The organism is Bifidobacterium sp. UTCIF-1 (genome assembly GCF_006408915.1).
Classification (GTDB): domain Bacteria; phylum Actinomycetota; class Actinomycetes; order Actinomycetales; family Bifidobacteriaceae; genus Bifidobacterium; species Bifidobacterium reuteri.
This window is the reverse complement of the sequence record NZ_JFAG01000004.1, coordinates 99,835-124,999: the sequence shown is the minus strand read 5'-3', so window position 1 is coordinate 124,999 and position 25,165 is coordinate 99,835. Positions and strand designations below refer to the sequence as shown.

20 protein-coding genes and 1 pseudogene are annotated in these 25,165 nt (G+C 63.3%); 14 read left to right on the top strand and 7 right to left on the bottom strand.

What is annotated here, in order from left to right; all coding sequences use genetic code 11:
* Positions 1-20: 20 nt before the first annotated feature.
* The 3 genes from kdpC (at position 21) to BW09_RS03110 (ending at position 4,419) form a co-directional block, all read left to right on the top strand.
* A complete protein-coding gene (gene kdpC / locus BW09_RS03120) occupies positions 21-653 on the top strand; it encodes a K(+)-transporting ATPase subunit C (RefSeq protein ID WP_044088257.1) in 633 nt (210 codons plus the stop codon).
* A gap of 143 nt (positions 654-796) precedes the next feature.
* Positions 797-3,703, top strand: a complete 2,907-nt coding sequence (locus BW09_RS03115; RefSeq protein ID WP_081886519.1) for an ATP-binding protein — start codon at positions 797-799, stop codon at positions 3,701-3,703.
* Positions 3,704-3,705: 2 nt separating this feature from the next.
* Positions 3,706-4,419: a response regulator gene (locus tag BW09_RS03110; protein ID WP_044088256.1), complete on the top strand. Its 714-nt coding sequence runs from the start codon at positions 3,706-3,708 to the stop codon at positions 4,417-4,419.
* A 105-nt stretch (positions 4,420-4,524) separates the two neighbouring features.
* On the opposite strand, the gene BW09_RS03100 is transcribed toward BW09_RS03110, so the two are convergent.
* Entirely contained in the window at positions 4,525-6,471 is a 1,947-nt protein-coding gene (locus tag BW09_RS03100) for a bifunctional ADP-dependent NAD(P)H-hydrate dehydratase/NAD(P)H-hydrate epimerase (RefSeq protein ID WP_044088255.1), read from the bottom strand.
* A 137-nt stretch (positions 6,472-6,608) separates the two neighbouring features.
* Here BW09_RS03100 and BW09_RS03095 point away from each other — a divergent pair, with 137 nt between their 5' ends.
* Both BW09_RS03095 and BW09_RS03090 read left to right on the top strand, forming a co-directional pair.
* Positions 6,609-8,210, top strand: coding sequence for an ABC-F family ATP-binding cassette domain-containing protein (locus BW09_RS03095; RefSeq protein ID WP_044088253.1), 1,602 nt, complete (start codon positions 6,609-6,611; stop codon positions 8,208-8,210).
* Positions 8,211-8,340: 130 nt separating this feature from the next.
* On the top strand, positions 8,341-9,048 hold the full coding sequence (locus BW09_RS03090) for an SDR family NAD(P)-dependent oxidoreductase (protein WP_044088252.1): 708 nt from the start codon (positions 8,341-8,343) through the stop codon (positions 9,046-9,048).
* A 210-nt stretch (positions 9,049-9,258) separates the two neighbouring features.
* On the opposite strand, the gene BW09_RS03085 is transcribed toward BW09_RS03090, so the two are convergent.
* The 6 genes from BW09_RS03085 to BW09_RS03060 all read right to left on the bottom strand — a co-directional run bounded on the left by BW09_RS03085 (position 9,259) and on the right by BW09_RS03060 (position 15,278).
* On the bottom strand, positions 9,259-9,972 hold the full coding sequence (locus BW09_RS03085; RefSeq protein WP_044088251.1) for a hypothetical protein: 714 nt from the start codon (positions 9,970-9,972) through the stop codon (positions 9,259-9,261).
* Positions 9,969-11,426, bottom strand: a complete 1,458-nt coding sequence (locus BW09_RS03080; RefSeq protein WP_044088250.1) for an ABC transporter ATP-binding protein — start codon at positions 11,424-11,426, stop codon at positions 9,969-9,971. Before BW09_RS03080 ends, BW09_RS03085 begins: the two co-directional genes overlap by 4 nt.
* A complete protein-coding gene (locus BW09_RS03075) occupies positions 11,423-12,172 on the bottom strand; it encodes an energy-coupling factor transporter transmembrane component T (RefSeq protein ID WP_044088452.1) in 750 nt (249 codons plus the stop codon). Before BW09_RS03075 ends, BW09_RS03080 begins: the two co-directional genes overlap by 4 nt.
* A gap of 26 nt (positions 12,173-12,198) precedes the next feature.
* Positions 12,199-12,870: an MptD family putative ECF transporter S component gene (locus tag BW09_RS03070; protein WP_052382000.1), complete on the bottom strand. Its 672-nt coding sequence runs from the start codon at positions 12,868-12,870 to the stop codon at positions 12,199-12,201.
* Positions 12,871-13,022: 152 nt separating this feature from the next.
* On the bottom strand, positions 13,023-14,273 hold the full coding sequence (locus tag BW09_RS03065; RefSeq protein WP_140464699.1) for a HAMP domain-containing sensor histidine kinase: 1,251 nt from the start codon (positions 14,271-14,273) through the stop codon (positions 13,023-13,025).
* Between the two features lie 333 nt (positions 14,274-14,606).
* Positions 14,607-15,278, bottom strand: coding sequence for a response regulator transcription factor (locus tag BW09_RS03060; protein ID WP_044088249.1), 672 nt, complete (start codon positions 15,276-15,278; stop codon positions 14,607-14,609).
* A gap of 240 nt (positions 15,279-15,518) precedes the next feature.
* Here BW09_RS03060 and BW09_RS03055 point away from each other — a divergent pair, with 240 nt between their 5' ends.
* The 9 genes and pseudogenes from BW09_RS03055 to BW09_RS03015 form a co-directional block, all read left to right on the top strand.
* Positions 15,519-16,460, top strand: coding sequence for a hypothetical protein (locus BW09_RS03055; protein ID WP_140464697.1), 942 nt, complete (start codon positions 15,519-15,521; stop codon positions 16,458-16,460).
* A 113-nt stretch (positions 16,461-16,573) separates the two neighbouring features.
* Positions 16,574-17,497: a hypothetical protein gene (locus BW09_RS03050; protein WP_140462750.1), complete on the top strand. Its 924-nt coding sequence runs from the start codon at positions 16,574-16,576 to the stop codon at positions 17,495-17,497.
* Between the two features lie 164 nt (positions 17,498-17,661).
* On the top strand, positions 17,662-18,831 hold the full coding sequence (locus BW09_RS03045) for a peptidoglycan-binding domain-containing protein (protein WP_140462749.1): 1,170 nt from the start codon (positions 17,662-17,664) through the stop codon (positions 18,829-18,831).
* A 116-nt stretch (positions 18,832-18,947) separates the two neighbouring features.
* Entirely contained in the window at positions 18,948-19,685 is a 738-nt protein-coding gene (locus BW09_RS03040; protein WP_375137545.1) for an ABC transporter ATP-binding protein, read from the top strand.
* Positions 19,682-20,971, top strand: a complete 1,290-nt coding sequence (locus tag BW09_RS03035) for an ABC transporter permease (protein ID WP_140462748.1) — start codon at positions 19,682-19,684, stop codon at positions 20,969-20,971. The genes BW09_RS03040 and BW09_RS03035 overlap by 4 nt, the downstream gene beginning before the upstream one ends.
* 48 nt (positions 20,972-21,019) lie before the next feature.
* A complete protein-coding gene (locus BW09_RS03030; RefSeq protein ID WP_044088245.1) occupies positions 21,020-21,601 on the top strand; it encodes an IS607 family transposase in 582 nt (193 codons plus the stop codon).
* On the top strand, positions 21,594-22,892 hold the full coding sequence (tnpB, locus tag BW09_RS03025; protein ID WP_044088244.1) for an IS607 family element RNA-guided endonuclease TnpB: 1,299 nt from the start codon (positions 21,594-21,596) through the stop codon (positions 22,890-22,892). The genes BW09_RS03030 and tnpB overlap by 8 nt, the downstream gene beginning before the upstream one ends.
* Positions 22,893-22,966: 74 nt before the next feature.
* Positions 22,967-24,505 carry a DUF3375 domain-containing protein gene (locus BW09_RS03020; RefSeq protein WP_140464695.1) on the top strand — a complete coding sequence of 513 codons (1,539 nt, stop codon included), beginning with the start codon at positions 22,967-22,969 and terminating at the stop codon, positions 24,503-24,505.
* A pseudogene (locus tag BW09_RS03015) lies at positions 24,502-25,131 on the top strand (DUF4194 domain-containing protein); the annotation flags it as partial. The gene BW09_RS03020 and the pseudogene BW09_RS03015, both read left to right, overlap by 4 nt.
* Between the last annotated feature and the right edge of the window lie 34 nt (positions 25,132-25,165).

Sequence of the window (25,165 nt, the reverse complement as noted above, 5' to 3'; positions counted from 1 at the left end):
AATAAAGGAAAGATGTCATTATGAAATCATCAATGTCATTGAATCTGCGCAGCTACTGGGCCGGTTTCAAGGCTGTGATCGTCTTCACCGTCATCGTTGTCGTCTACACGTTCGTGTTGGCCGGCATCGGTCAGCTCGGCATGCCGGACAAGGCCAACGGCTCGATGATCACCAACGCTCAGGGTGAAGTCGTCGGATCCTCGCTGATCGGCCAGTCCTTCACCGATGAGAATGGCGATGCTCTGCCGCAGTACTTCCAGTCCCGTCCGTCCGCGGCCTCCGACCCGAACAAGGAGGAGGACAACCAGGGCTATTACGGCGGCGCTTCCTCCGGCACCAACAAGGGTCACGCTGACGAGGACCTCATCAAGAGCACCACGGAACTGCGCAAGGCCATTGCCGAGCGTGAAGGCGTGAGCGTCAAGGATGTTCCCGCCGACGCCGTGTCCGCTTCCTCCTCCGGTCTGGATCCTGAGATCAGCCCTGAGTACGCGGCCATTCAGGTCAAGCGTGTCGCCAAGGAGCGCGGTCTGAGCGAAGAGCAGGTCGAGAAGCTGGTCAAGGAGAACACCACCGGACGTGGTCTCGGCTTCATCGGCGAGTCCACGGTCAATGTGGTCAAGCTGAACCTCGCGCTCGACGAGCTCGAGTAACGGTTCGACTGTTCGCAAAACAACAAGTTGCAACCGATCATCAGGGGTGATGGTGTGCATTGCGTGCGCCATCACCCCTGATGGTGTTTATCGTATACAGTCATAGATAAGGGATTCCATCATCCATCGGGGGAAGGCAAGGTATGGCAGAGGCAAGGGGTACATTCAGGGTGCTGCTGGGTGCCGCGCCCGGTGTGGGCAAGACGTGCGCGATGCTCAAGGAGGGGCATCGTCTTCAGGAGGACGGCAAGGACGTCGTCATAGCGTTGCTGGAAACCCACGGACGCACCGCCACGGCGAAGGCGGCCCTCGGACTCGAACAGGTCCCGCGCAGGCGCGTCCGGTATCGTGGCATGTGGCTTGAGGAGATGGATCTCTTCAAGATCATCGAACGTCACCCGCAGGTGGCGCTGGTCGATGAGCTGGCGCATACCAACGCGCCCGGCTCGGTGCATGAGAAACGTTGGCAGGATGTCGAGGATCTGCTTGATGCGGGCATCGATGTGATCACCACCATCAATGTGCAGCATATCGAATCGTTGAACGACGTAGTCCGTGAGATCACCGGCAGTACGCAGAAGGAGACCGTGCCCGACAAGGTCCTGCGCTCCGCGACCCAGGTCGAACTTGTCGATCTGCCACCGGAAGGCCTGCGCGAACGTCTTTCTGCGGGCCTTGTCTATAAGCCGGATCGTGTTGATGCCGCGCTCAGCAACTACTTCCGTGTCGGCAACCTCACCGCGTTGCGCGAGCTTGCCTTGCTGTGGCTTGCCGGACGCGTGGATGAAGCGCTGAAGGAATACCGCGACGAGCATCACATCAACGCCAAATGGGAGACGCGCGAACGCGTGATCGTGGCACTGTCCGGCGGACCCGAAGGCGAGCAGCTGCTTCGACGCGGCGCCCGTGTGGCCCGCGCTTCCGGCGGCGGCGACCTCATCGCCGTGCATGTGACGCCGGAAGACGGTCTGGCCGGCTCGAACCCTGCGCTGCTGATCAAACAACGTCAGCTGGTGGAGGAATTGGGAGGCACCTACCATCAGATCGTGGGCGAGGACATTTCCGATGCTCTGCTGGACTATGCGCGGGCGAACAACGCCACGCAGGTGATCGTTGGCGTATCGCGGCGGGGCATGTTCGCCAGATGGTTCGGTCGCCCCTCCACACCGAACGGCATCATTGAGAAATCCGGCGATATCGACGTGCATATCGTCACGCATTCCTTCGTGAGCAAGGGCATCTCCATGCCCTCCACGAATCGTCAGCCCATCGCGTTGAAACGTCAGGCAGCCGGTTTCGCATTCGCCATACTGTCGGTGATGTTGACGGCATTGGCGTTGTACGAGTTCAGCGAACCGTATTTCGCGCAACGAGACGCACTGATCCTGCAGCTGATGGTGGTGCTGTCGGCGGTCATAGGCGGGTTGGTTCCGGCCATGGTGTGCGCAGTGCTTTCGGGATTGGTGCTTGATTTTCTGTACACTGTGCCCATCGGGACGTTGCACGTCGTGCATGCCTCGGATGTGATGACCATCATCCTCTATGTCATCGTGGGCATCATCGTCTCCGCTGTGGTCGATCGGGCCGGCACCATCGCGCGTCAGGCCCAGCGCGCCAGCGCCGAGTCGGAGACCCTGGCCAGCGTGGCCGGAGCGGTGCTGCGCAGCGATGACCCGTTGCAGGCCATCGTCCATCGCACGCGGGAGGCGTTCGGTTTCAGCTGCGTGCGCGTCGTGCAGGACAAGCGCGTCATCATTTCGGATGGCGAACCCGGCACGAGAATGGATAACGAGGACGGCTCGGATGTCTCCTCGCCCATCGAGGAACCCGAGACTGTGTCGCTATCGGATCATGGGCCGAAGCTCAAGTTGTATGGCAAATCCATCGAGGCATCGGACCAGCGCATGCTGCTGGCGATCCTCTCGCAAATCCAGACCGTGCTCGAACATAAGGATCTGGAGCGCAAAGCCAGCGAAATCGGGCCGTTGGCCGCCGCCGAAAAGGTTCGTACCGGCCTGCTGAACGCGGTGAGCCACGATCTGCGCAGGCCGCTCGCCTCGGCCACTGCTGCGGTGTCGGGATTGCAGCGCATGGGCGACACCATGAGCGACCATGACCGCAAGGAACTGCTCAATGTGGCGTCCAACGGGTTGAAGCAGCTCACCAAGCTCGTCACTGACCTGCTGGATGTCTCGCGCATACGCGAAGGTGCACTGCCCCTGTCTTTGGTCGCCACCGACGTGGGGGAGGAGATCATCCCCCTGTTCGACGAGCTTGGCATCGGACCATGGTCCATAGATCTGGACATCGCGCCGGATCTGCCGCTGGTCGTGGCCGACCCCGCGTTGCTACGCAGGGCGCTGTCGAACGTGGTGGTCAATGCAATGCGATTCACGCCCGCAGGAAAGCGTGTGCGCTTGTCCGCTTCCGCGTTCAACGGTTTGGTGGAGGTCCGTGTGGCCGATCAGGGGCCGGGCGTTCCCGATGCGCGCAAGAACGACATATTCCTGCCGTTCCATCGTCTGGGCGACACCGACAACACGACCGGACTGGGGCTCGGCATGGCGCTTTCCAAGGGATTCGTCGAATCGATGGGCGGGTCCATCAGTCCTGAGGACACTCCGGGAGGCGGATTGACCATCGTGATCACGCTGAGGGAGGCCGACCATGCCCTGCGCGTGGGCCAGATGATTCCGGCGAACGAGCGCCCGAATCCCGCCGAGATTCTCGAACGGGATACATTGAACGTCTCTGGTGCGGTCTCGGATGTGATTCTGCCGTTGCCTGGACACGGCAATTCCGACGAACGCGGTCTTGATCGGTTCATCACCTATGGCATCATGCGCGGCGGCAAAGAAAAACAAGCCAACGGTACTGCAGCCGCCGCTGCGAAGAAGACAAGCACCACGCAGGTGCAACAGGGCGACGGGGAAGCAGCCGACTCGACTCATGCTCCCGTCCCCGTACCGGCAGTTTCGGACGACAAGGGACATGATGATGCAGATTCATCTGCCGGTCATGCACACAACAGCGAAAAGAAGGAGGCCTGACGATGAAGATTCTCGTGGCTGACGACGATCCGCAGTTCCTGAAGGCGCTGAAGATCACCCTGCATTCGCAGGGATACGACATCGTTACCGCACGCGATGGAGTCGAATGCATCACCGTGGCGGTCGAAGAGCATCCAGATCTGTTCGTGCTTGATCTGGGCATGCCGCGCATGGACGGCATGGGGGTGATCCAAGGAGTGCGAGGATGGACGGATGCTCCGATTCTCGTGGTATCCGGCCGTACCGACGCGCGTGAGAAAGTGGCCGCATTGGACGCAGGTGCGGACGACTATGTGACCAAACCCGTATCCATCGATGAACTGCTGGCGCGTATCCGCGCGTTGTTGCGAAGGGTCGCGCAAGAGAACCCTTCGGACAGCGAAACCCCACTGATCCAGTTCGGGGATATCACGGTGGACCTGAACGCCCATGCCGTGTTCCGTGGTCATAAAGGACGCGAAGTGCGTGTCAGGCTCACCCCTACGGAGTGGAAAGTGCTCGAGGTGCTGGCACGCAACACCGGCAAGCTGGTGACCCGTCAGGATCTGCTCACATCCATTTGGGGTTCCCAGCATGTCAAGGACACCGGATATCTGCGCCTGTATATTTCGCAGCTCCGCAAGAAGATCGAGCCGGATCCCGCGCATCCCAAATACCTGAAAACGGAGACGGGCATGGGGTATCGGCTTGACATCGACGGCGAACCCGAGGTGTAGACGGCCGAATCATCGGAACCGGTGTCGGGTTGTATTGGCGACTATCTCTTGCTTGTGGTCACCTATACAACCCGACACGCTAGGTGGATGCCTAAGCCTGGGCATTCACGCGATGATGTCGGCTATTGCCTCGGGAATCGCCTGAATGACATCACTGGCTACAATGGGGTGGCCCAGAGTCATGAATCGCTGGCGATGTGTGCGGCCGATCAGATCAGGTTCCTGCCACCCCTGTTGCTCGGATTCAGACGCGATGGCCGCCGCCTGCCCATGCAGATACGCTCCGGCGGCCGCGGTTTCTGCTGTCGTGATGGCCTCACCCTGCTGGGCGAGCAGAGCGCCGACCATGCCGGCCAGCACATCACCTGACCCTGCAGTGGCCAACCAGGCGGGAGCGCTGCCGGAGACATAGGTGTGGTCCTCGTCCACCACAATGGTTACCGCGCCTTTAAGCAACACCGTGGCACCGGTCAGCTCATGCGCCCTGCGCGCGCAAGCCAACGGATCCGATTGCACATCCTGTGCGGTAAGACGGGAAGCACCACTGGCGGACGCATGTTGCGGACGTCCTGCATGTGAACCGACACCATGCGCAGCATGGGCGCCGTCAGGCGTCGTGCTCCCGGTCCGTATCGACAACGATGACGGTTCGTCAAGAGGTTCGTCCGGTTGTTCATGAGGGAGCACATCCTCATCTGACGGGATATCGCGAGAGATGCTGTTATTGCGAGCAGCATCGGAGGATGCCTCATCCTCCAGTCTGTTCAGCAATGATGCCATCTCGCCGGCGTGCGGCGTGATCACCACCTGCCCCGGCACGCGGGCGGGAAGCAGATCCAACGCACCGGCATCGACCACGACGGGAGGCATATCGTAGACGATATCATCCGTCGCGGCATCACCGTTCAATGCATAATGCTTCAGCAGCGCCGCAATCGTCTCGCGTTGCGCATCGGCATCCGCCCCGGCAGCGCCTGCGGACGGCACTCCGGAACCGATCACCCAGGATTGCACGTGCCCTTTGCCAATCACCACCTCAGGCATGGCGGACAGCACCATGTTCTGTGCACGCTCCGGTCCCAGATACCGGACCATCCCCGTATTCGTACGGGCAGCCGCGCGGGCCGTCAGCACGGCGGCACCGGGATAACGCTGAGAACCGGTCACCAATCCCACAACACCGCGCGAATACTTGCCATCATCGACATGCGGAAGACGGATGGCGTCAGAGGCGAATGCGCCATCCACCACCTCCACGGCAGGTTCGACCTCATCGATGTCGAATCCGAAATCGACCAGGTCGATACGCCCGCATCCGAATGTTGCCGGCGGCAGTACCGCACAAGGTTTCATCGCGCCGAACGTCACCGTCACCGTGGCGGGGATATAGGGACCGGGCAACGCACCATCGTCCACGCCCACTCCAGACGGAGTATCCACAGCCACGATCAGAGGGAAGTCACCGGACGATTCACGCCCGGGCAACGCCGGTTCGTCAGGAATCGCGCCATCTCGGCCCAACGCCTCCGCCAGCGCAGCAGGGATGCCCCGCAATGCGCCATGCACGCCGATGCCGGTCATCGCATCGATGACCAGATGGGCCCGCGAAGCGACTGAGATGGCGGTCTGCAGCCGTTCTCCGGCCTCGCCGGCGGAGAACCCCGAAGCACAGCCGGGGATGTCGGCAGCCGGATCCAGCACTAGGATCTTGCCGCCTGACCGCACGAATTCGGCGAATCCCGACTCATGCAGAGAACGGCCCACGGCAATGGCCGTGACGGAAGCGCCCTCCTGAGCCAACATGGCGGCGCCGAAGAGGCCGTCGCCACCATTGTCGCCGGCTCCGGCCAGCAGAACGATTGACGCATCTTCCAGAGCAAGATCCTCGTCATCGAGCAATCCGGCAGCCACATGCGCCACAGCTTGCGCCGCCATGCGCATCAGAGGCACGCCCCTGTCCAGCAGAGGGCGCTCCATATCCCGTACGGTCTGCGTATCGTAGGCACTGTGCAGCAACAGTGCACGGCGTTCCGCATCATCGGTGTATTCCATGGCAATCCCCCTTGTGAGAACGGCATGACCATGAATCATTCTAGCCGTCACGCCACCATTCTTCACGCCTTCCGCTACCATGGTCTGTTGGTTTATTCGCAATAGTTCAGGATTCGAAGGAAAGCGGCAGGTGAGGCATGGCGATTGATGCACAGGGTCTGGAGATTCAGATCGGCGCGCGGACACTGCTTCACCCCACGGATTTCCACGTGGCCAAAGGGGACAAGATCGGTCTCGTAGGCCGCAACGGCGCCGGCAAGACGACGCTGACGCGCGTCATCACCGGGGATATGCTGCCCACATCTGGCAAGGTGCGCGTATCCGGCAAGCTCGGTTATCTTCCTCAGGACACGCATGCCGCCGACCCTACGCAGACCGCGCTCGACCGTATGATGAGCGCAAGGGACATCGCCACCATCATCAGCCGGATCCGCAAGGCCGAGAAGGAGATGACCGACCCCGACCCGGATGTGATGAGCAAGGCCATGACCCGGTACGACAAGGCCATGCAGGACTTCGAAAAGGCCGGGGGATATGCGGCCCAATCCGAAGCCACTGCGATGGCCGCATCACTGGGTCTGCCGCAGGATGTCATGGAGCAGCAGCTCGGCACCCTCTCCGGTGGCCAGCGCCGGCGTATCGAACTGGCGCGCATCCTCTACTCCGACGCGGACACGCTCATCCTCGACGAGCCGACCAACCATCTGGACGCGGATTCCATCGAATGGCTGCGTGGCTTCCTGAAGAAATACGAGGGCGGTTTCCTGGTGATCTCCCACTCCACCGAACTGCTCGACGAAACCGTGAACAAGGTGTGGCATCTCGATGCCCAGCTCGGACAGATCGACATGTATTCGCTCGGCTGGAAGGCGTATCTGCACCAGCGCGTCGTGGATGAGGAGCGTCGTCGCCGTGAGCGCGAGGTGGCCGAGAAGAAGGCCGAACGCCTGATGAAGCAGGGCATCCGACTGCACGCGAAGGCCACGAAGGCCGTGGCGGCGCAGAACATGATGCGGCGCGCGGAGAAACTGCTGGAGAACACCTCGGAGGCGCAGAAGAAGGAGAAGGTCGCCGACATCCGCTTCCCGGAGCCGGCCGCCTGCGGCAAGACGCCGATCATGGCCAAGGACATCTCCAAGGCGTATGGCTCCAACATCGTGTTCGCCGGTGTGAACCTCGCAATCGACAAGGGCTCGCGTGTGGTGATCCTGGGATACAACGGCGCCGGCAAGACCACCACGCTGCGTCTGCTGGCTCATCTGGAGCAGCCTGACACCGGATCCGTGGACTACGGCCACGGATGCAAGATCGGCTATTTCGCCCAGGAGCACGACACACTGGACCTCAACGCCACCGTGCTGGAGAACCTCACGCATGTGGCTCCGGAGCTCAACGACACACAGGCCCGCTCCATCCTCGGCTCGTTCCTGTTTTCCGGGGATGACGCGATGAAGCCGGCACGTGTGCTTTCCGGTGGCGAGAAGACGCGTCTGGCGCTGGCTACGCTGGTGACCTCGCGCGCCAACGTGTTGCTGCTCGACGAGCCCACGAACAACCTCGATCCGGCCTCCCGCGAGGAGATCCTCAAGGCCATCGCCAAATACGAGGGCGCGATCGTGCTCGTCACCCACGATGAGGGCGCGGTCGAGGCGCTCAACCCCGAGCGCGTGCTGCTCATGCCCGACGGCGACGAGGACCTGTGGAACGACAGCTATCTGGAACTCGTGGCGGAGGAGTAGCTGGCATATCAAGGCTCCCGCGCCAAGCGGAGCCGTGGCGGAGGTTTGCCGAGGAGGAAAACTCCGCCACAACGGACAATCGACAATCCCATTGAAAAACCAAAGGACCAACGGAGCAAAGGAGCCGATCATGGCAACCCCGACAGGACAGAAGATCGCCATCGTCACCGGTAGTGCCATGGGACTCGGTTACGAGTTCGCCAGCCAGCTCATCGCCAAGGGCTGGCTCGTGGCGGGCATCGACTTCAACGCCGAGCGGCAGGAGGAGCTGTCCGCGCAATGGCCGGCCGAATCGTACCGGGCTTATGTGGGTGACATCACCGACGAGGCGTTCGTGCGCGCTTCCGTAGCCGACATCGCCGCGCTTGGCCACATTGACCTGCTCATCAACAACGCAGGCCAGCCGTCGTTCAAAGTGCCCACCGCCTATGAGGCCTCCGACGTGGACAAGTGCCTCAAGGGTCTCAAGGGAATGATCCTGTGGACCGTGGAGACGTTGAAGGCCTGCGATGAGCAGAACGTGAAAATCGCGCAGATCATGAGCACCGCGGCCACCCGCGGCAATGCGAACGAAAGCGTGTACTGCGCCACCAAGTGGGGCGAGAAGGGCTACACCAAGAGCCTGCAGGCCGCGTACAAGGGCACCAGCGTCAAGGTGGTGGCCGTCTACCCGGGCGGCATCGACACCGCCTTCTACCGCGACAGCCATGACTACGTGTCCGAGGCCAAGCAGCATACATTCATGCAGCCCGGGCCCCTGGCCGAGGTCATCCTGTTCAACCTCGTCAACGAGGCGAACCTCACCGTCACCGACATCGAGATCAATCGCAACAGCTGAAGCCACTTCCTGGCCACCCGACAGGCGAGTCGGCATGCCGCGCACGCAGTGCGTTCCCAATTGCAGGACACGGACCATGTCGCGTCTCAACGCGAGCTAGTGGATTGCCTCGCCAATAACTACGGATTCCAGCTTGTATCTCTCTCCCAAGTCATTCGCTGCCGGCTCGTCCTGCAAACAGCTCCGCTGTATGCTTCGCGGTGAGCTCGACTACTGCAGGTGGTGCAACGCGCGGATGATTGCGCAACGGTCCTGGACGGTGCCCTCATCGGCGCACATGGTGGCATACCATCGCGGATTGTGTAGGGTCTCCGTGGCTGAGCCGGACGCGGTGCCTTCTGCATGAATGTCGGCATCCGGTTCTCCGCTGACGACCAGCGTGGCGAGGTCATTGGCGTACTGGAAATGCAGATGACTCAGCAGTCCGCCTTTGGTGAACGCCCTGCGCGAGGGCAATGGCGCGATGACCAGCAGCCAGCGGAACGGACTGTCCTCGGCATTGGGGTCGTCGGTCGTGAACACGAAAGTCGGGGAGCCTTCCAGGCCATGTTCGATCACATGGTCGATGCGGTAGTCGTAGATGTCGAGGCTGGTGTTGTCCTCGGCGAACCATTCGATGCGAATCACAGCGCTGGCGGCGGCACCGGCTCCGCCCGGCTCGCTCACCCGCCACCATCCGATATGGATGATGTTCTCTGGACTTGTGGTGGCGCACGCCATTGACCAGAATGTGCGGATGCCATGGGCGGCCATCGGCGCCATCCGGGGATCTGCGAGCACCGCCTGCTCGGCGGCCTCCCAGGTTTGCTGGATGGTGGGGTCGTCCGAATCAATGTAATGCTCGAAGCTTTCCCAGTCCCCAAGCCAGTCGGCGATGTCGAACGCCGGTGCGCCCGCTGTGCCTGACATGTTTGTCGCATTCATGATTGGTTCCTTTCCAGATTGATGATACGGTCGCACCAGCCGGCGGCCAGCTCCTCGTCGTGCGTAACCACGAGGATCGCCTTGCCGCGGGCGGCCAATTGACGCAGTAGTCCGCCCACCTGCTCCATGTGGTAACGGTCGAGTCCGCTCGTCGGCTCGTCGAGGATGATGAGGTCCTTGCCGCACATCAGCGCGGAGCCTATGGCGACGCGCTGCTTCTGCCCGTCCGATAGGCTCATCGGATGCCGGTCGGCGAACGCGGTGAGATCGAGGTCGTCCATCACCCGGTCAGCCTGCGCGATTACGGCCGGGTCGGTCTCGTCCAACCCGATCATGAGCTCCTCGCGCACGCTGTCGGAGAACAGCTGATAGTTGACGTCCTGCATCACCATGAATCCGGCGCGCGTGAGGTCACGCGGACGGGCCTTCCGACCGTTGAGCATGATGGTGCCGCCGGCCGGCTTGACGAGCCCGGTCAGTGTCTTCACCAACGTGGTCTTCCCACAGCCGTTGTGCCCCATCAGCCCGGTGATTTCACCGGCGCGGAAGGCCATGTCCGGCACATGCCGCATGAAGCCGTCGCGTCCTCGGTAGCCGATGGCGAGGTCGCGTGTGGCGAGCAGAGGCGTCGCCCCGCTGGAAGAGGAGGGGAATGCTCGCCGCCTCTCCAACTCCGCGATCTGCTTGCGGTACGGTTCGAGGTTGAGCGCGCGCAGACCCATCGCGGCGATGCAGCCGGGGGAGAGAGCGAGGAATTCGCTGGCCTCGTACTCCCTGACGATACGGCCGCCGTCGAAAACCACGTACCGGTCGGCCACACCGTTGAGCCATGCTAGCCGGTGTTCGGCGATGATGATGGTGAGCCCGTCGGCCTTCATCCGCTCGATCATGGTACGCATGTCCGCGATGGCGTGAGCGTCGAGATTGCTGGTCGGCTCGTCCAGCACCATCAGCCTCGGATTCAGCACGCTTGCCGCCGCCATGGCGATGCGCTGCTTCTGTCCGCCGGATAGGTGGAAGATGCTGCGTCCAAGCAGCGGTCCGATGCCGAACCGGTCGGACACCGACGCGATGCGCCGGTTGATGTCGTCCGCAGGCAATCCCATGTTCTCGGCGGCGAATGCCAGTTCGTCGGTGACGTTCGCGTTGAAGTACTGGGTCTTTGGATTCTGGAACACGCTGCCGACCAACGGTGTGAGCCGGTCAATCGGCACGGTCGACGCGTCGAGGCCGCAGGTGATCTGTCGGCCGGTGAACTCGCCGTGGAAGAACTGCGGCACAAGCCCGTTGACTATGCGGGAGTAAGTGGTTTTGCCACAGCCGCTTGCGCCGCACAATACGATGCATCGGCTTTGATGGACGTCCAATGAGACATCGTGCAAGGCTGTTTCCTGTGCATGCTCATATCTGAACGACACGTGGTCTGTTATGGATTCCCGGTTCCGCACGCTCATCTCAATACCCCAGCCATGTCAAGGATGATCGGCACGCTCACCACAACCATCGCCAGCCAGTCGAGGACCCCCATGCGAATCCGTGTGCGTGAGGTATGCGCTCCCTCACGACCCAACCCCTTGGTCAGGGCCGCCACGGACAGGTCCTGCGCCACGGTCGTGGCATTCATGAGCAGCGGTATGAGGATGTATTCCAGCGACTGCGCCGGATGCCTCAGCAGTCCCCAGCCGCCAGCCGCGATGCCTCGCAAAGCCATCGCGTTGCGGATCTGACGGTAATCCTCGGCGATGGTGGGGAAGAACCTGATCACCACCACACAGGGAATCACCACTGCCTCCGGCGCATGCATGCGCCGCATCGAACAGATGAACTCGCTGGCCGACGTGGTGGTGAACGCGTAGGCGCCTGTGATGAAGCAGGGCAACATCATCGCCAGCCCTACCGCCAGCGCCGAAACCACATGCAGCCACGGCAGTCCGAGCGCGTCCGGGTCAAGCAGGCCCAGCGCCGTGAACGCGGCATAGGTGATGGCGAAATTGAGCGTGGTTTTCCATCGTCCGGCCGCCGCCAGTGGGATGAGGAACAGGACGACCATGACGATCTGCGTGGTCAGCGCCACATGGAAGAACAGCATGAGATTGGCCGCGAGCAGCAGGAACAGCTTTGTACGCGGGTCGAGCGTGGGCCGGACGGCATATGCGAACGCCCCCGTCGCCGGTGTAGCCGACGGACGTGAGGCGTTCACTGAAGAATCATTCAGGTTGGCCCGCATCAGACGATGCCGGCCTTGACGAAATGCTTCTTGAGCATCTTCTGTCCGAACCAGCCGCCGAGGGCCGCGCAGACCAGGATCGCGCCCATCGCGAGGAAGAACGAGCCGGTGTTGATATTGGCGAAGACGCCATCGATGTACGCCGCGTCCTTGCCGCGGGCCTGCAGGCTCGCCACATAGGCGTCCTTCATGAACCACAATGGCAGGATCGGGCCGGTCAGGCCGTAGGAGAAGACCATGTAGCTGACGAGCAGCAACACCTTGCTCTTGTACTTGCCGGCGCGCGCGATAAGGTCGGCGGCCACGGGGAAGACGATGCTGGCGATGAACGAGAGCACGAAGTGGCCGGAGACGAACAGGAACAGGCCGATCACCACGCCCATGACGGTGATGCCGCCGAACTTGCCAAGACGTGCTGCGAGCAGCATGTACACGCAGCCGGAGATCAACGCGGCCACGGCAGGAAGGAAGATCGAGCCGAAGCCGCCCATGGCGATGGTGCTCACCAGCGTGGCGATGCACACCATCACGAAGTACAGCGCCGCGAAGACGCCGATGGTGATGAGGTCGGCGACCTGGAGCTTGCCGGGCTTCCTGGCTTCCGGTGCGGACTGAGACACGGACTGCGCGGGCTGGTTCGGGGTTTCTGCGGGTGTATTCGGTGAGGTCACAATGATTCCGTTTCGTATGAGTTCGCGTGAATGTTCGTATGAATGGATAATGGTCCTCTCGCCAATGTATCGGTGATTCGGGGGAAAGGCAATACCTGTTTTACCAACGGCACTATCCGGCCTGTCGCGCCGGATAGTGCCGTTGTCTCGGCTCAGAACAGAATCGCAGCGTGGAATCTATTATCCTCAGTTCGCCCCAGTTCCAATGTGGCGCCCATCGCCTTGCACGCGGCATCCGCGATGGACAGGCCCAGCCCCACGCCGGGCACGGCGCTGATACGCGAATTGGTGCCGCGATGGAACGGCTGCATCAGGTCGTCCAAGTCCTCCGGCAAGGTCTCGTCGGTGGTGTTCGTCACGGTCAGGGCGACGGATCTTCCGCCGGCCGTCATCCCAGGGGTGGCGTTGTCGTCTGCTGTCTCGGCGCCGCCCGGCACCTTCCCGTTTCCGTCGCTATCCGCGCCATGATCAACATCGATGGCGACCTCGATAGAGCCGTCCTGCACGTTGTGCACCGCGGCGTTGCGGATCAGATTGCCCACTGCAAGCGCCAGCAGCGACGGATTGACGGGCACTGTGACTGGATCGGCGGATTCGTCTGGACGGTCGACCCGTACAGTGAGGCTTTGCGCCCGGATGTCCGCGCCGATATCCTCGAGCGCGGCGCCCACGCAATCGTTCAGATTCGCGACGGTGCCGTCCGCCACGGTGCGGTCTGTCAGGGTGTCGTCCGTTATGGTGCGGTCGCCGATGACGCTGAGGCTGCTGCCACGATTGCCGCCATTACCGGTGCCATCTCCTGTGCCATCGAACGCCCCGCTCTGGATGCGCGACAGCGTCAATAACGCCTGCACCAAGGCCGCGCCGCGCCGGTTCGCGGCGAGCGCACGGCGCACGGACGGCTCCACGTCCTTGGGGAACCGGCCTTGGGCGAGCGGTGCGTCGAGGTTAGTTTCCACGGCGGCGATCGGCGTGCGCAGCTCATGCGAGGCGTTGGACACGAACCGTCGTTCGGCCTCGGAGGATGTCTGCACGCGGTCGAGCATGCCGTTGATCGAATCCACGAGCCGGTCGATGTCGTCATGGCCGGGCTTCACGTCGAGCCGCGCGCTCAGGTCGTCCGGCTGCAGCGCCGCCACCTGACGGTCCACGGCGGTCACGCGCCGGGAGAGCACCGTGCCGATGAACCATGCCGCCCCGACCGCGAGCAGACCGAACAGGGCGAGCATCACGATGGACACCGTACGCATCATGCCGGTCAGGGAGTCGGTGACGGCGTTCGCAGTGCCGATGATCACGCCGTTGCTCCGATCGAGGATGAGCGGCTTGTCCTGGGATGCGCTGGATTCGACGTCGTCCCATTCCTGCGTGTTCGCCGGGGAGTACAGTGTCGCCCCCCTCAAGGTTGCCGCGCGTGCCCGAGTAGCAGGCCATGGGGATGTCGCCCGTCGGGGCGGCGTCCGAATACTCCTTGCGCGTGGAGACGGAGACGCTGCCGTCGGAGTTCATGCACAGCGACATCATCTCATTCTGTCTTGCGGCGGTGCGGGTCACGATGATGTTCTGTGCGACGATCAACGCCGTCATCATCGCGATGATCGTCAGCGCGACGGCCAAGGTCACCTTCGCGCGGAACGATGAGGGACGCAGCCGGCGGGCCAGGGCGGCGAGACGGTTGAGCAAGGGACGGAGTCCTTGCATGCGGCCGCCCGCAGGGGAGGTCGGGGAGAGAGTTGTCATGACAGCCGGTATCCTTCCCCTCGCGTGGATTCGATGGCGTCGCGGTCGCCCAGCTTGCGGCGCAGCGAATAGATGGTGGTCTTGATCACGTCCGCCGGTTCGGCGGCGGACGCATCATCCCAGACCGTCTCATACAGTTCCTGCACGCTCACATACCCGCCGTCCGCACGCATCAGTTCGAGCAGTACGCCGTACTCCTTGGGCGTGAGTTTGACAAGCGTGCGGCCATGGTCGCGGAAGACCAGCCGGCGCGTGGTGTCGAGCGTCAGATCCCCATGCGTCAAGACCACGGCCGTGGCGTCGGCCCGGCCGGCGCGACGCTGCAATGCCCGGAGGCGCGCCAGCAGTTCCGGATAGGCGAACGGCTTGGTCAGATAATCGTCCGCACCGAGATCGAGCCCGCTCACCCGGTCGCTCACCTCGGCGGCGGCTGTGAGCATGATCACCGCCACAGGCAGACGGTTCGCGGCGATCGTGGCCATCACCGCGTCGCCCGACAGCACCGGCAGGTCGCGATCCAGCAGCACGATGTCGATGGTTTGCTCGGAGATGGCCTGCAACGCCTCGGTGCCGGTCGTGGCCATGCTCGTCGCATACCCCTCGTATCGCAGCGCGTCATCCAACGCGTCCGCCAGCTCACGGTCGTCCTCGACGATGAGAATCCTCATGATTCCGCCCCTTCCGCATGGTTCCGCTGGTCGGGTCTGGCCGGAACCATGTACGTCAATTATCCATCCGCCGTTACTCATCCATCGTTGCGGCACCACGGTAAGGCGAAGGTAAGGGATTCTCCCACCATCGCGCCACCGGTCCGGAGGTGTCATGGAAGCGACGCCGCGATGATGCCGTATGTCACGAAGGATGCGATATCCGCTACCGGCGTGGAACAGGAAGCGAGGGAGCAGCCGATGAACACGGGAAACAGGTTTGCAGGCAATAACGCGACGGCCGATGAGTCGCTGGCTTTGACAGCCGACCGCTACTGCCGGGACGCCCGGCCTTTCAGAACACTGCTGGCGGCCGTTGCCGTCATGACCTGTCTGATCGGGCTTGCCGCTTGTTCGTCCTCAAGCGCCGGAGACGGTACAACGGATGCTGCGCGGGACTCCGATCCGGCATCAGAGACCGGTCCTCAGGCTCAATCGGGCATGTCGTCGGACGGCATGGATGCCGACCCTGTCGCGAACCTCACCACGGCCGAACTGGAGACGATCGCCAAACGATTCACGGCCTGCCTGGTGGAGAAGGGCTTCGACGCGAAGGTGGTTGAAAGCAGCGCGCTGGCATCCATCGGCTCTTCGGAGCCGGCCCCCAAGACCACCGTAGTGGTGCGACGGCTCGACGCGGACGGCACCCCCATCATCCCCGGGCCCGGCACGCAGATCTCCGGCGACTCCGACCCGCTCTACCCGGACGTGATGTACACCATCGTATCCGCGGAAGAGGGAGCATGGGTGGGGTTCCAGAATTCCAAGGCGCTCTCCGGCTCGATCTACGCGGACAAGCAGGCCGACTATGCCGCCTGTGAACAGACGAACCCGGACTTCGCGCAGCCTAACTATGCGACGACCGTCGGATCATCCGATGGTACGGCGGACTCCGAGGCGCAACAGATCCTGATCGATTTCGCCCGTCAGGCCCGCGCGGACGGATTCGACTGGATGCCCGACCCCGCGCCGGGCGAGGACAAGATCGTGGAGATCCCCTCGGACGTCTCTTATCAGGAGCTGCGGCGCTTCTTCGACACCTATTCGGGCGACAAATGGCCCACCCATGACGGCATTCCATTCGGCGTCGGCTGCACCGGCGAATGCGAGGCCTACAACCGCATCCTTGCCGAACAGCCGTAAGGCGAAGGTAAGGCGATCGCTCACCGACACGCCACCAGTCGGGCTATTGAATGGACAGCGATGACAACGGGCCGGACAACAGCCCGTACACACAACTCGAGAAGGAACCCATCATGCGCACTGCAATCGTTGTGCCGACAAGCCTGAACGACAACTGCAAGAACAATTCATCAGGTGGCCGCCCGACCCAGTCCGCCGGACGTCCAAACGCCCGCGCAATCCGCCGTACGCTGGCCCTGACACTCGCGTCCGGCCTGTGCATGGCCGCGCTCGCCGGTTGCTCCTCGCCGTTCGCCGCGAACGGCGGCGACGATACGGGCGTCACCGGTATCGATACGTCCGCGAACGACGGCGGCAATGCAGCCGATGCCCTCCCCACAGATGCGACCGCCAAGCGGTTCCTCTCCTGTCTCACCGGCAAGGGTTTCGATGCGCAGGCGAGCGCGGCCCCCGGCATACCGGATGCGGAAGGCAAGGCGAAGGCGGCGACCTCCAAGAACATGGTCATGCTGCGCATGATCGACGCAAGCGGGCAGCCGGTCGCGTCCGGTGACGGCGGCACGAGCGTGAGCGCCGGCGCCGACACCCAGTCGTTGTACGCGAACGCCATGCTCACCTCCATCGACTATGGCACCGTATGGGTGGCGTTCAAGGACGCCACGGCGCTCGCCGGCTCGCCCTACGAATCGAAACAGCAGGAATACGCTGATTGCGAGGCGAAGAACCCGGACTTCACACAGCCGGCTCAGGATCTCACCGCAGGCGCGCCCACCTATTCCGAGGAAGAGCGGCAGGCGGCGCTCGACTACGCCAAGAGGGCGCGCGCCAAGGGCTTCGGCTGGGTCGCCGACCCGGCCGGTGACGAGCCGACGACGATTCTTATCCCCAAGACGGTCGGCGAGGAGGAGCTGCGACGCTTCCTCAAGGAATGCCCCGTCGGCGACGCACGCATCGCCTTCGGCTTCGATGGCACGGCCGAGGAATTCGGCTACGACTACATGAAGGTGCTGGACGAGGCGACGGGTGCGGTCTCGTGACGGCACAGTGTTGCGACGGCATGATTTCGCGACAGCACAGGCTTGTGACAACACAGTGGCGTGGCGGCATGATTTCGATGCGATACGCGTCTCATGTGTGCGAGTCCCATGCAAATCCTGTTTGACCCAGATTCCGACGCAATGACAGTGAAGGAGCCATAACCATGACACGGACGGAAGCCAGACGGTTTTCGAGTAGGCGGCGGATAGCCACGGTCGTCATCGTGCTCGTCGCAGCGACCGCACTGGCCGTGACCTGCGCCTTCATGAAGCCATGGACGCTCATCGGCCACATGACGGCGGATAGCCAGCAGACGACGCAATCATCCGCACCACGGAAGGTCGATGTGACCACGCTGCGCGCCCAGCCGGTCACCAAAGGCGTGCTCAACGCCGAAACCCGGCTCGGCGCCACCCTGACATATGACACGGCATCCGACTTCGCCGAGGCGACCGGCGTCATCACCCAGCTGCCTGTGGCCGGCAAGCAGATCGGCGCCGGTGAACAGGTGTACGAGATGGACGGCGTGCCCGTGGTGCTCTTCCACGGCGAGCGCCCGTTCTGGCGTACGCTCGACATCGGCGCCACGGATGGGCCGGACGTGGCCCAATTGGAGCAGAACCTCGCCGAACTCGGCTACTTCTGGGGCGCGCCGGACAACCATTTCGACGGATACACCAAGGAGGCGGTCCGCCAATGGCAGCGGTGGTCGCTCGGCCTCGACGGGGACGTCGCCAACGGCGTCTTCCAGCCATCCAGTGTGGCCGTGACCCCTGCGGCGCCGATCCGCATCAAGACCGTGGCCGCCAAACTGGGGCAGACCAATGTGAGTCCGGCCAGCTATACGGGCGTCACCCTGCACGCGCAGGCCACGATCACCGCCGGACAGGCCGCCACGTTCAAGGCCGGCGACAAGGCGAAGGTCGTCCTGCCGGACAACACCACCCTCGACACCACGCTCACCGCGGTCGATCAAGGTGGCCAGTCCTCCGGCGCGTCCACCGGACTATCCTCCGGCCAGTCCAATGGCAAGGATGGGCAGGTCACCCAGCCTTCGGTGCGCATCGACTTTCCCGATCAGACACAGGTGGCGGAATTCGGGGCCACGGCCATCCAGATCATCGTGCCGAACGCGGACGCCGCGACCGAGGAGACGCTTATCGTGCCGGTCACCGCGCTCATAGCATCCGCCGGCGACCAGTACGCGGTCGAGGTGATCAGAGGGGAGTCGCTCGAACGGGTGCCGGTCGAGATCGGGCTCGTGGCCAACGCGCAGGTGCAGGTCCTTAAGGCCGACGGCCTGAAGGCTGGAGACAGGGTGGTGGTCTCATGATGCAGGGAGGTCTCATGAGGCGCGATGATGCGGCGATGGGTATGACGCGGGGTGGCCTCGCGGCGTGCGACGATCCTGTGGCGTATGACGATCCTGTGACGCGCGAGGATTCCGCAATGCACGCCGGTCCCGATTCCGACCGGGGCGGGGACGCGGGGCATCCGCCGTTGCTGACGTTGCGGCATGTGACCAAGGCGTTCGTCGGCAAGGACGGTTCTCCGTTGGAGATCCTGCACGACACGTCGCTGGCGATCGGCCGCGACGAACGGATCGCCATCGTGGGCCCGTCCGGCTCGGGCAAATCGACGCTGCTGTCACTGCTCGGCACGCTCGACATGCCCACCTCCGGCATGGTCGCCTACGACGGTGCGGACGTGGCCTCCATGGGGGAGCGGCGTCGCAGCGCATTGCGCGCCGAACGCATCGGCTTCGTGTTCCAGCAGTTCCACCTCATCGCCACCGTCTCCGCTCTGGAGAACGTGATGACCGGACTGCAATACACCGCGTTGCCGCGCAGGGAGCGGCGCCGTCTGGCCGTCGAGGCGCTGGAGCGCGTGGGACTCGGCGAGCGCATGTACCACAGGCCCTCGCAACTGTCCGGCGGCGAACAGCAGCGAGTGGCAATCGCCCGCGCATTGGCCAAACGTCCGGACATCATCTTCGCCGATGAGCCGACCGGCGCCCTCGACACCGCCACCGGGCACGCGATAGTCGATATGCTGCTCGCCGCCGGTAAGGCAGGGGCAAGCCTGGTGGTCGTCACGCATGATCCGAACGTGGCCGCACGGTTCCCCCGACGCCTGCACATCCAGGACGGCGTGGTCACGGAAACGGTCAAGGAGGCGGTCGCATGAACAAGTCTGCAAACGTTCTCACCAATAATACTGCAAACGGTTGCAGCCAGGAAGTTGCAAACGATTGCAGAAGGACTCCGGCGCGAAGGACGATCGGCACCCGCGTCCTCGACCTGCTGCGCACGGCATGGTTCGGGGCAACCGGGCGCATCTCGCGTACGATACTGGCATCCTTGGGCATCGCACTGGGAGTAGCCGCCTATGTGGCCCTCTCCGGCATCGCCGCCTCCAATCAGGCGGCCCTGCTCGCCCGGCTCGACGCGCTTGGCGCGAACCTGCAGGTCGTCACCCCCGGTCAGGATTCCAGCGGACAGTCCGTACCGCTGCCCGAATACGCGCCCGAAACCATCGCACGGCAGAGCGCTGTCGAACGGGTGGGCGTGTTCCTCACCGCGCCGGACGGGGCGCAGGTGTTCAAAAACGAGCTCGTTCCCTCCACCAACGGCAACGCGCTAGCCGTCATGGTCATGCGCCCAGACGCGCTCGACGCGGTCGGCGTCGGCATCGCCCAAGGCCGAGGCATCGACCGGAACAACGAGCATCTGCCGGTCGTGGTCCTCGGCTCCGAGGCGGCATACCGGCTCGGCATCAACGAGCCGGGCGACCGTGTGCTCGTCGACGACGCCTGGTACGGGGTCATCGGCATCCTCGAGGCCGCGCCGCAGGCTCAGGACATCGACTCGTCGGTCCTCATCGGCGCCGACTACGCGCTCGCGCACTATGCGGACCAAGCCGACGACATCGGCCGTATCAGCCGGATCTACGTGCGCACCCGCCCCGGTAACGCGGAGGCATTGCGGCGCATGATCGCCCACGCGGCCAACCTCTCCGGCGGCAACGTGTCCGTGAGCGCGTCGGCGAACCTGTCCGAGGCGCGTAACACCACCAACGACTCGCTGACCGCGCTCGGCCTCATGATCGGCGTGATTGCTCTGGCGGTGGGAGGTATGAGCATCGCCAACATGATGGTCGTCACCGTGATGGAGCGGCGCGGCGAAATCGGCCTGAGGCGGGCATTGGGCGCCACGCGCGGCGCCATCCGCATGCAATTCGTCACCGAGGCGGCTATGCTCTCCGCCATCGGCGGACTCGCCGGCGTGACAGTCGGCGCCGTCACAGCCGTCGGTGTCGCGACCGGCATCGGCCAGCCTCCTGCACTCGACTGGCATGGCCTTCCGACCGCCTGGGCAGCCGCCGTCATGGTCGGCATCCTCGCCGGCATCTATCCCGCCTCCCGAGCCGCCCGCATGACCCCCACCGAGGCATTGCGCGGGGTTGTCATCTGATGCTGTATTCGTTTGATCTGCTTTGTTCTGGCATGTTATAATTTATTTATGCGTGTCAAGGAATGGGCGGCTCGTGAGGGTTTGAACGAGCAGACGGTGTGGAAGTGGTGTCGTGAGAATCGCATGCCCGTTCCGTTCGAGCGTTCGGGGAGCGTGTGGCTCATCCATGATCCCAAGTATGAGCAGCAGTCCGCTCCCGTCGTGGGGTCGCGTACCGTATGCTATGCGCGTGTCTCCTCCGCCGACCAGAGGACGGACCTGACGCGGCAGGCGGACCGGTTGAAGGCGTTCGCCATCAATATGGGTGTCGAATCCCCGGAGGTGGTTATGGAGACCGGTTCGGGCATGAACGACAGGCGGCGTAAATTGAACCGCATCCTCGCGGACCCCACGGTCGGCACCATCATCGTGGAGCATCGCGACCGTCTGGCCCGCATGAACGCCGGACTCGTCGAAAGCGCGTTGAAGGCGCAGAATCGCCGGCTCATCGTCGTGGACGACACCGAACCGGACGATGATCTCGTCCGGGACATGACCGAAGCGCTCACCTCGTTCTGCGCGCGCCTGTATGGCAGGCGTGCCGCACGGAACAAGGCGGAGGCCGCGTTGAAGGCGGCGCGTGATGCTTGAGGCCGTCAAGGTCGCGTTGGACCCGACACCAGCGCAGGAGCGTCTATTGTTTGCGCATGCGGGGGCGGCCCGGTTCGCGTTCAACGCTGGCTTGGCGCACGTCAAGGCGACGATCGACGCACACGGGAAACCGGAGTGGTCGCTGTACGCGCTGCGACGCTGGTGGAACGCCAACAAGAACACGCTGGCCGTGGACAAGGACGGCGTGCCATGGTGGCCGGAGAACAGCAAGGAGGCGTACAACAGCGGACTGGAATCATTGTCCGACGCGCTCATGAACTGGTCGAAAAGCCGGAAGGGGCGACGCAAAGGCCGTCGTATCGGCTTCCCCAAGTTCAGGGCGAAGGACCGGACGACACCCCGGTTCGCGTACACGACCGGCTCATACGGTCTGATCGACAATGATCCGAACGCGTTGAGACTGCCCCGGATAGGGCGCGTGCACTGCATGGAGAACATCACCGCCCGGGTCGGCGACGCTCGGGTGCTGCGCATGACCATCACCCGGCATGCGGGCCGCTGGCACGCCTCGCTGACCGTGGAACGCGCCGACCCCACACCGACCATCCCACCCAAGGGCGGCATGGTCGGCATCGATCTGGGAGTCAAGACGCTGGCCGTATTGTCGGACGGCACCATGATCGCCAACCCGCACACGCTCAAGACAGGCGAACGCCGGTTGAAACACGCCCAGAAGGCGTTGTCCCGCAAGGTGAAAGGCTCGAACCGCCGCCGCAAGGCACGCGAACGGGTCTCGCGTCTGCACGCCCACGTCGCCAACCAGCGACGCGACCTGCTGGACAAGCTCACCACACGACTCGCCTCCACCTACTCGGACATCTCGATCGAGGACCTGAACGTGAACGGCATGATCAGGAACCATCGGCTCGCCAAATCGATCATGGACGCATCGTTCTTCGAGATACGCCGCCAACTGGAATACAAGACCGCACGAACCGGCGCGCGACTCCATGTGATCGACCGCTGGTATCCGTCAAGCAAGACATGCTCGAACTGCGGGAGAGTGAAAGCCAAGCTCTCCCTCGACGAGCGCGTCTACCATTGCGACGGGTGCGGTCTCATCATCGACCGCGACCTGAACGCCGCGATCAACATCGAGGTCGCCGGGAGTGCCCCGGAGACCCTAAACGCGCGCGGAGCGGGCGTAAGACCCGCCACCCTCCGGGATGGCGGGCAATCCGCAGTGAAACGCGAACCAAGCAGCCGCACACGCGGCGTGAGACTTGGAGCGGACACTCGCAAGAGCGTCCTGCAAGCCAAAACAAACTAGCTTGCAACGGAATGAGTCTCCGGCTCATGTGCTAGCGTCGATACGTTGCGATCAATGGAACGTAAAGGAGACGCATGGGCGACATCAGGCGGGAGATGGAACGTCTGCGGCCGATCTACGAGACCGGCGTGCTCCGACTGCTGCTGCGCCAGCACGCCATGCTGTATGTGGCGCTGCTTCGCGCCGCGTTCGACCCATTGACCGGCGAGCTGCCCCGCGAAACCGTGGAGGAGCGCTTCGCGCAAAGTCTGCAGCTGTTGGAGAAGACCGGCGACTACGTACTGCACGACCAATCCTATGGCGATGCCGCGCACCGCATCCTCACCGACCTCACGCGTGAAGGGGAGGGTGACTACGCGTGGCTCGCCAATTCCCATGATGCGGCTTCCCACCGCTTCCTCTACCGGCTGACGGCCCGCGCCCATCGTGCCATCGAAGCCCTGAGCCGTCTGGAAGACCAATCCAGCGCATTGTCCGGCGCGCAGGCCAACAGCATCATCATGGAGATCGAGCACGCACGCATGCAACTGACCGCCGATCCCGGCGAGCGCGTCAGACTGCTCAACAAGGAGATCAAGGAGCGGCAGCATGAGATCAGACGGATCCAACACGGTCAGCAGCATGCCACGCTGAACCGGTCGCAGGTGGAGGACATCATCGCCGTGATCCATAATACGTTGCGCGGTGTGCCGATAGACCTGCGTGAACTGGTGCTCACCGAACGGGACAACGGCGATGCGCTGCGCCGCCGCATGCAGGCCGGAGCCATGAGCGTGGACGACACGCTGAACCGCTACCATGAGGACTATCGCCGTTCATTCCGCGAATCCGATGCCGGACGCCGGTTCGAGGACGCCTTCCAGGTGATCATCACCGATGAAGGACGCCGGCAGATCGACTCCGCATTGCGCGATATTGCCAAAACCCCGTATCTGGCCGGAGACTCGGCGACGCTGCTCGGGCAGATACGTGACGAGCTCGCCCGCATCTACGTAGGGCTGGAAGCGGTCCGCAACCAGATGCGCGTTTCGGATGAAGCCATCAGCCGTCTCGTACGCCAGCAGACCGACACCCGCTACCGCACGATGATGAACAGGCTCAACCGTCTGTATGTGAGCCTCAATGCCTCGGCGCAAGCCCATATGGGCGATGCCTCGCGACCATATGCCACCGATACGGCAAACGCGCTGTTCGCCCCGCTGCCGATGCGACCGGCACGGTCCATGACCCACACCGCGACGCCAAAGCTGAGCGGGGGACCATCGGCACCCGACACCGACATGGTGAGCCTCAAGGACATGGTCACCAGCGGAGGTCCACGGCTCAGGCACATGATCGACCTTATCCGGCACAATCCCGTCATCCAGGACGGTCTGGTGGATGTGGCCGCCAGCTTCAACCGGCTTCCGGAACGCGAACGACGCGAAAGCGAGCTCGTCGGATTCCTCGGAGGGCTGCCCTCGGCTGCCAAGGGGAACGTCGATGACGGACCGGCAATGGACGCAACCTGGCATTGCATCGCACTCGACGGCTCGGATAGGGATTGGCACACCATCCCCTTGTGGGCGACTTTGGAGGAACTTGACGCTATTGCGGAGGAGGAGCAGGCATGAACGAACCAGTGGCCAACCCATACGCCTTGTTCGAAGGCGATTGCGGCGACATGTCCGCAGACGCGCGCATGGCGGCCATCGCCCTGAAACGCGAGCGCTATATTTCCGGCCGGCTATATGATCTGGTGGACGACAACCGTGATGCAGTGCTGCGCTCGCTGAACAACGACCTGTTGGATCTGGTCGTCAACGAACGATACCGCATCATGTATGCGACACCTGTCGCCGGAGACGACGTGTCGCTGCGTTCGCTCAAGACGCGCTCCAGTCTGAAACGCGAGGAGGCGGCGCTGCTCGCCTTCCTGCGCATCCGCGTGCTCGAATACGAGAACACCCGGGTGGGCCGTGACGAATGGCTGGTGAGCTTCGAGGAGATGCGCGCGGCGCTCGCCTCCGGAGCAGGCTACCTGGCCGCGCGCAACGACGAGGAGGGCGTGCTCAAACAGATTGGCGCCGTCGTATCCTCAATGATCACCTACGGGTATCTGAATCGTCTGGACGACGAAGCCATGTATGTGATCACACCGCTGGTGCCGGTCGTGCTCGACCGCGAGCTCGCCGACACATGGCTGGATGCCGCCGCCCATGATCTTGAGGGACGAGACGAAGAGCGGGACGCTGCGGACGGCGACCGGCCTGCGTCGGATTCCACGCCATCCG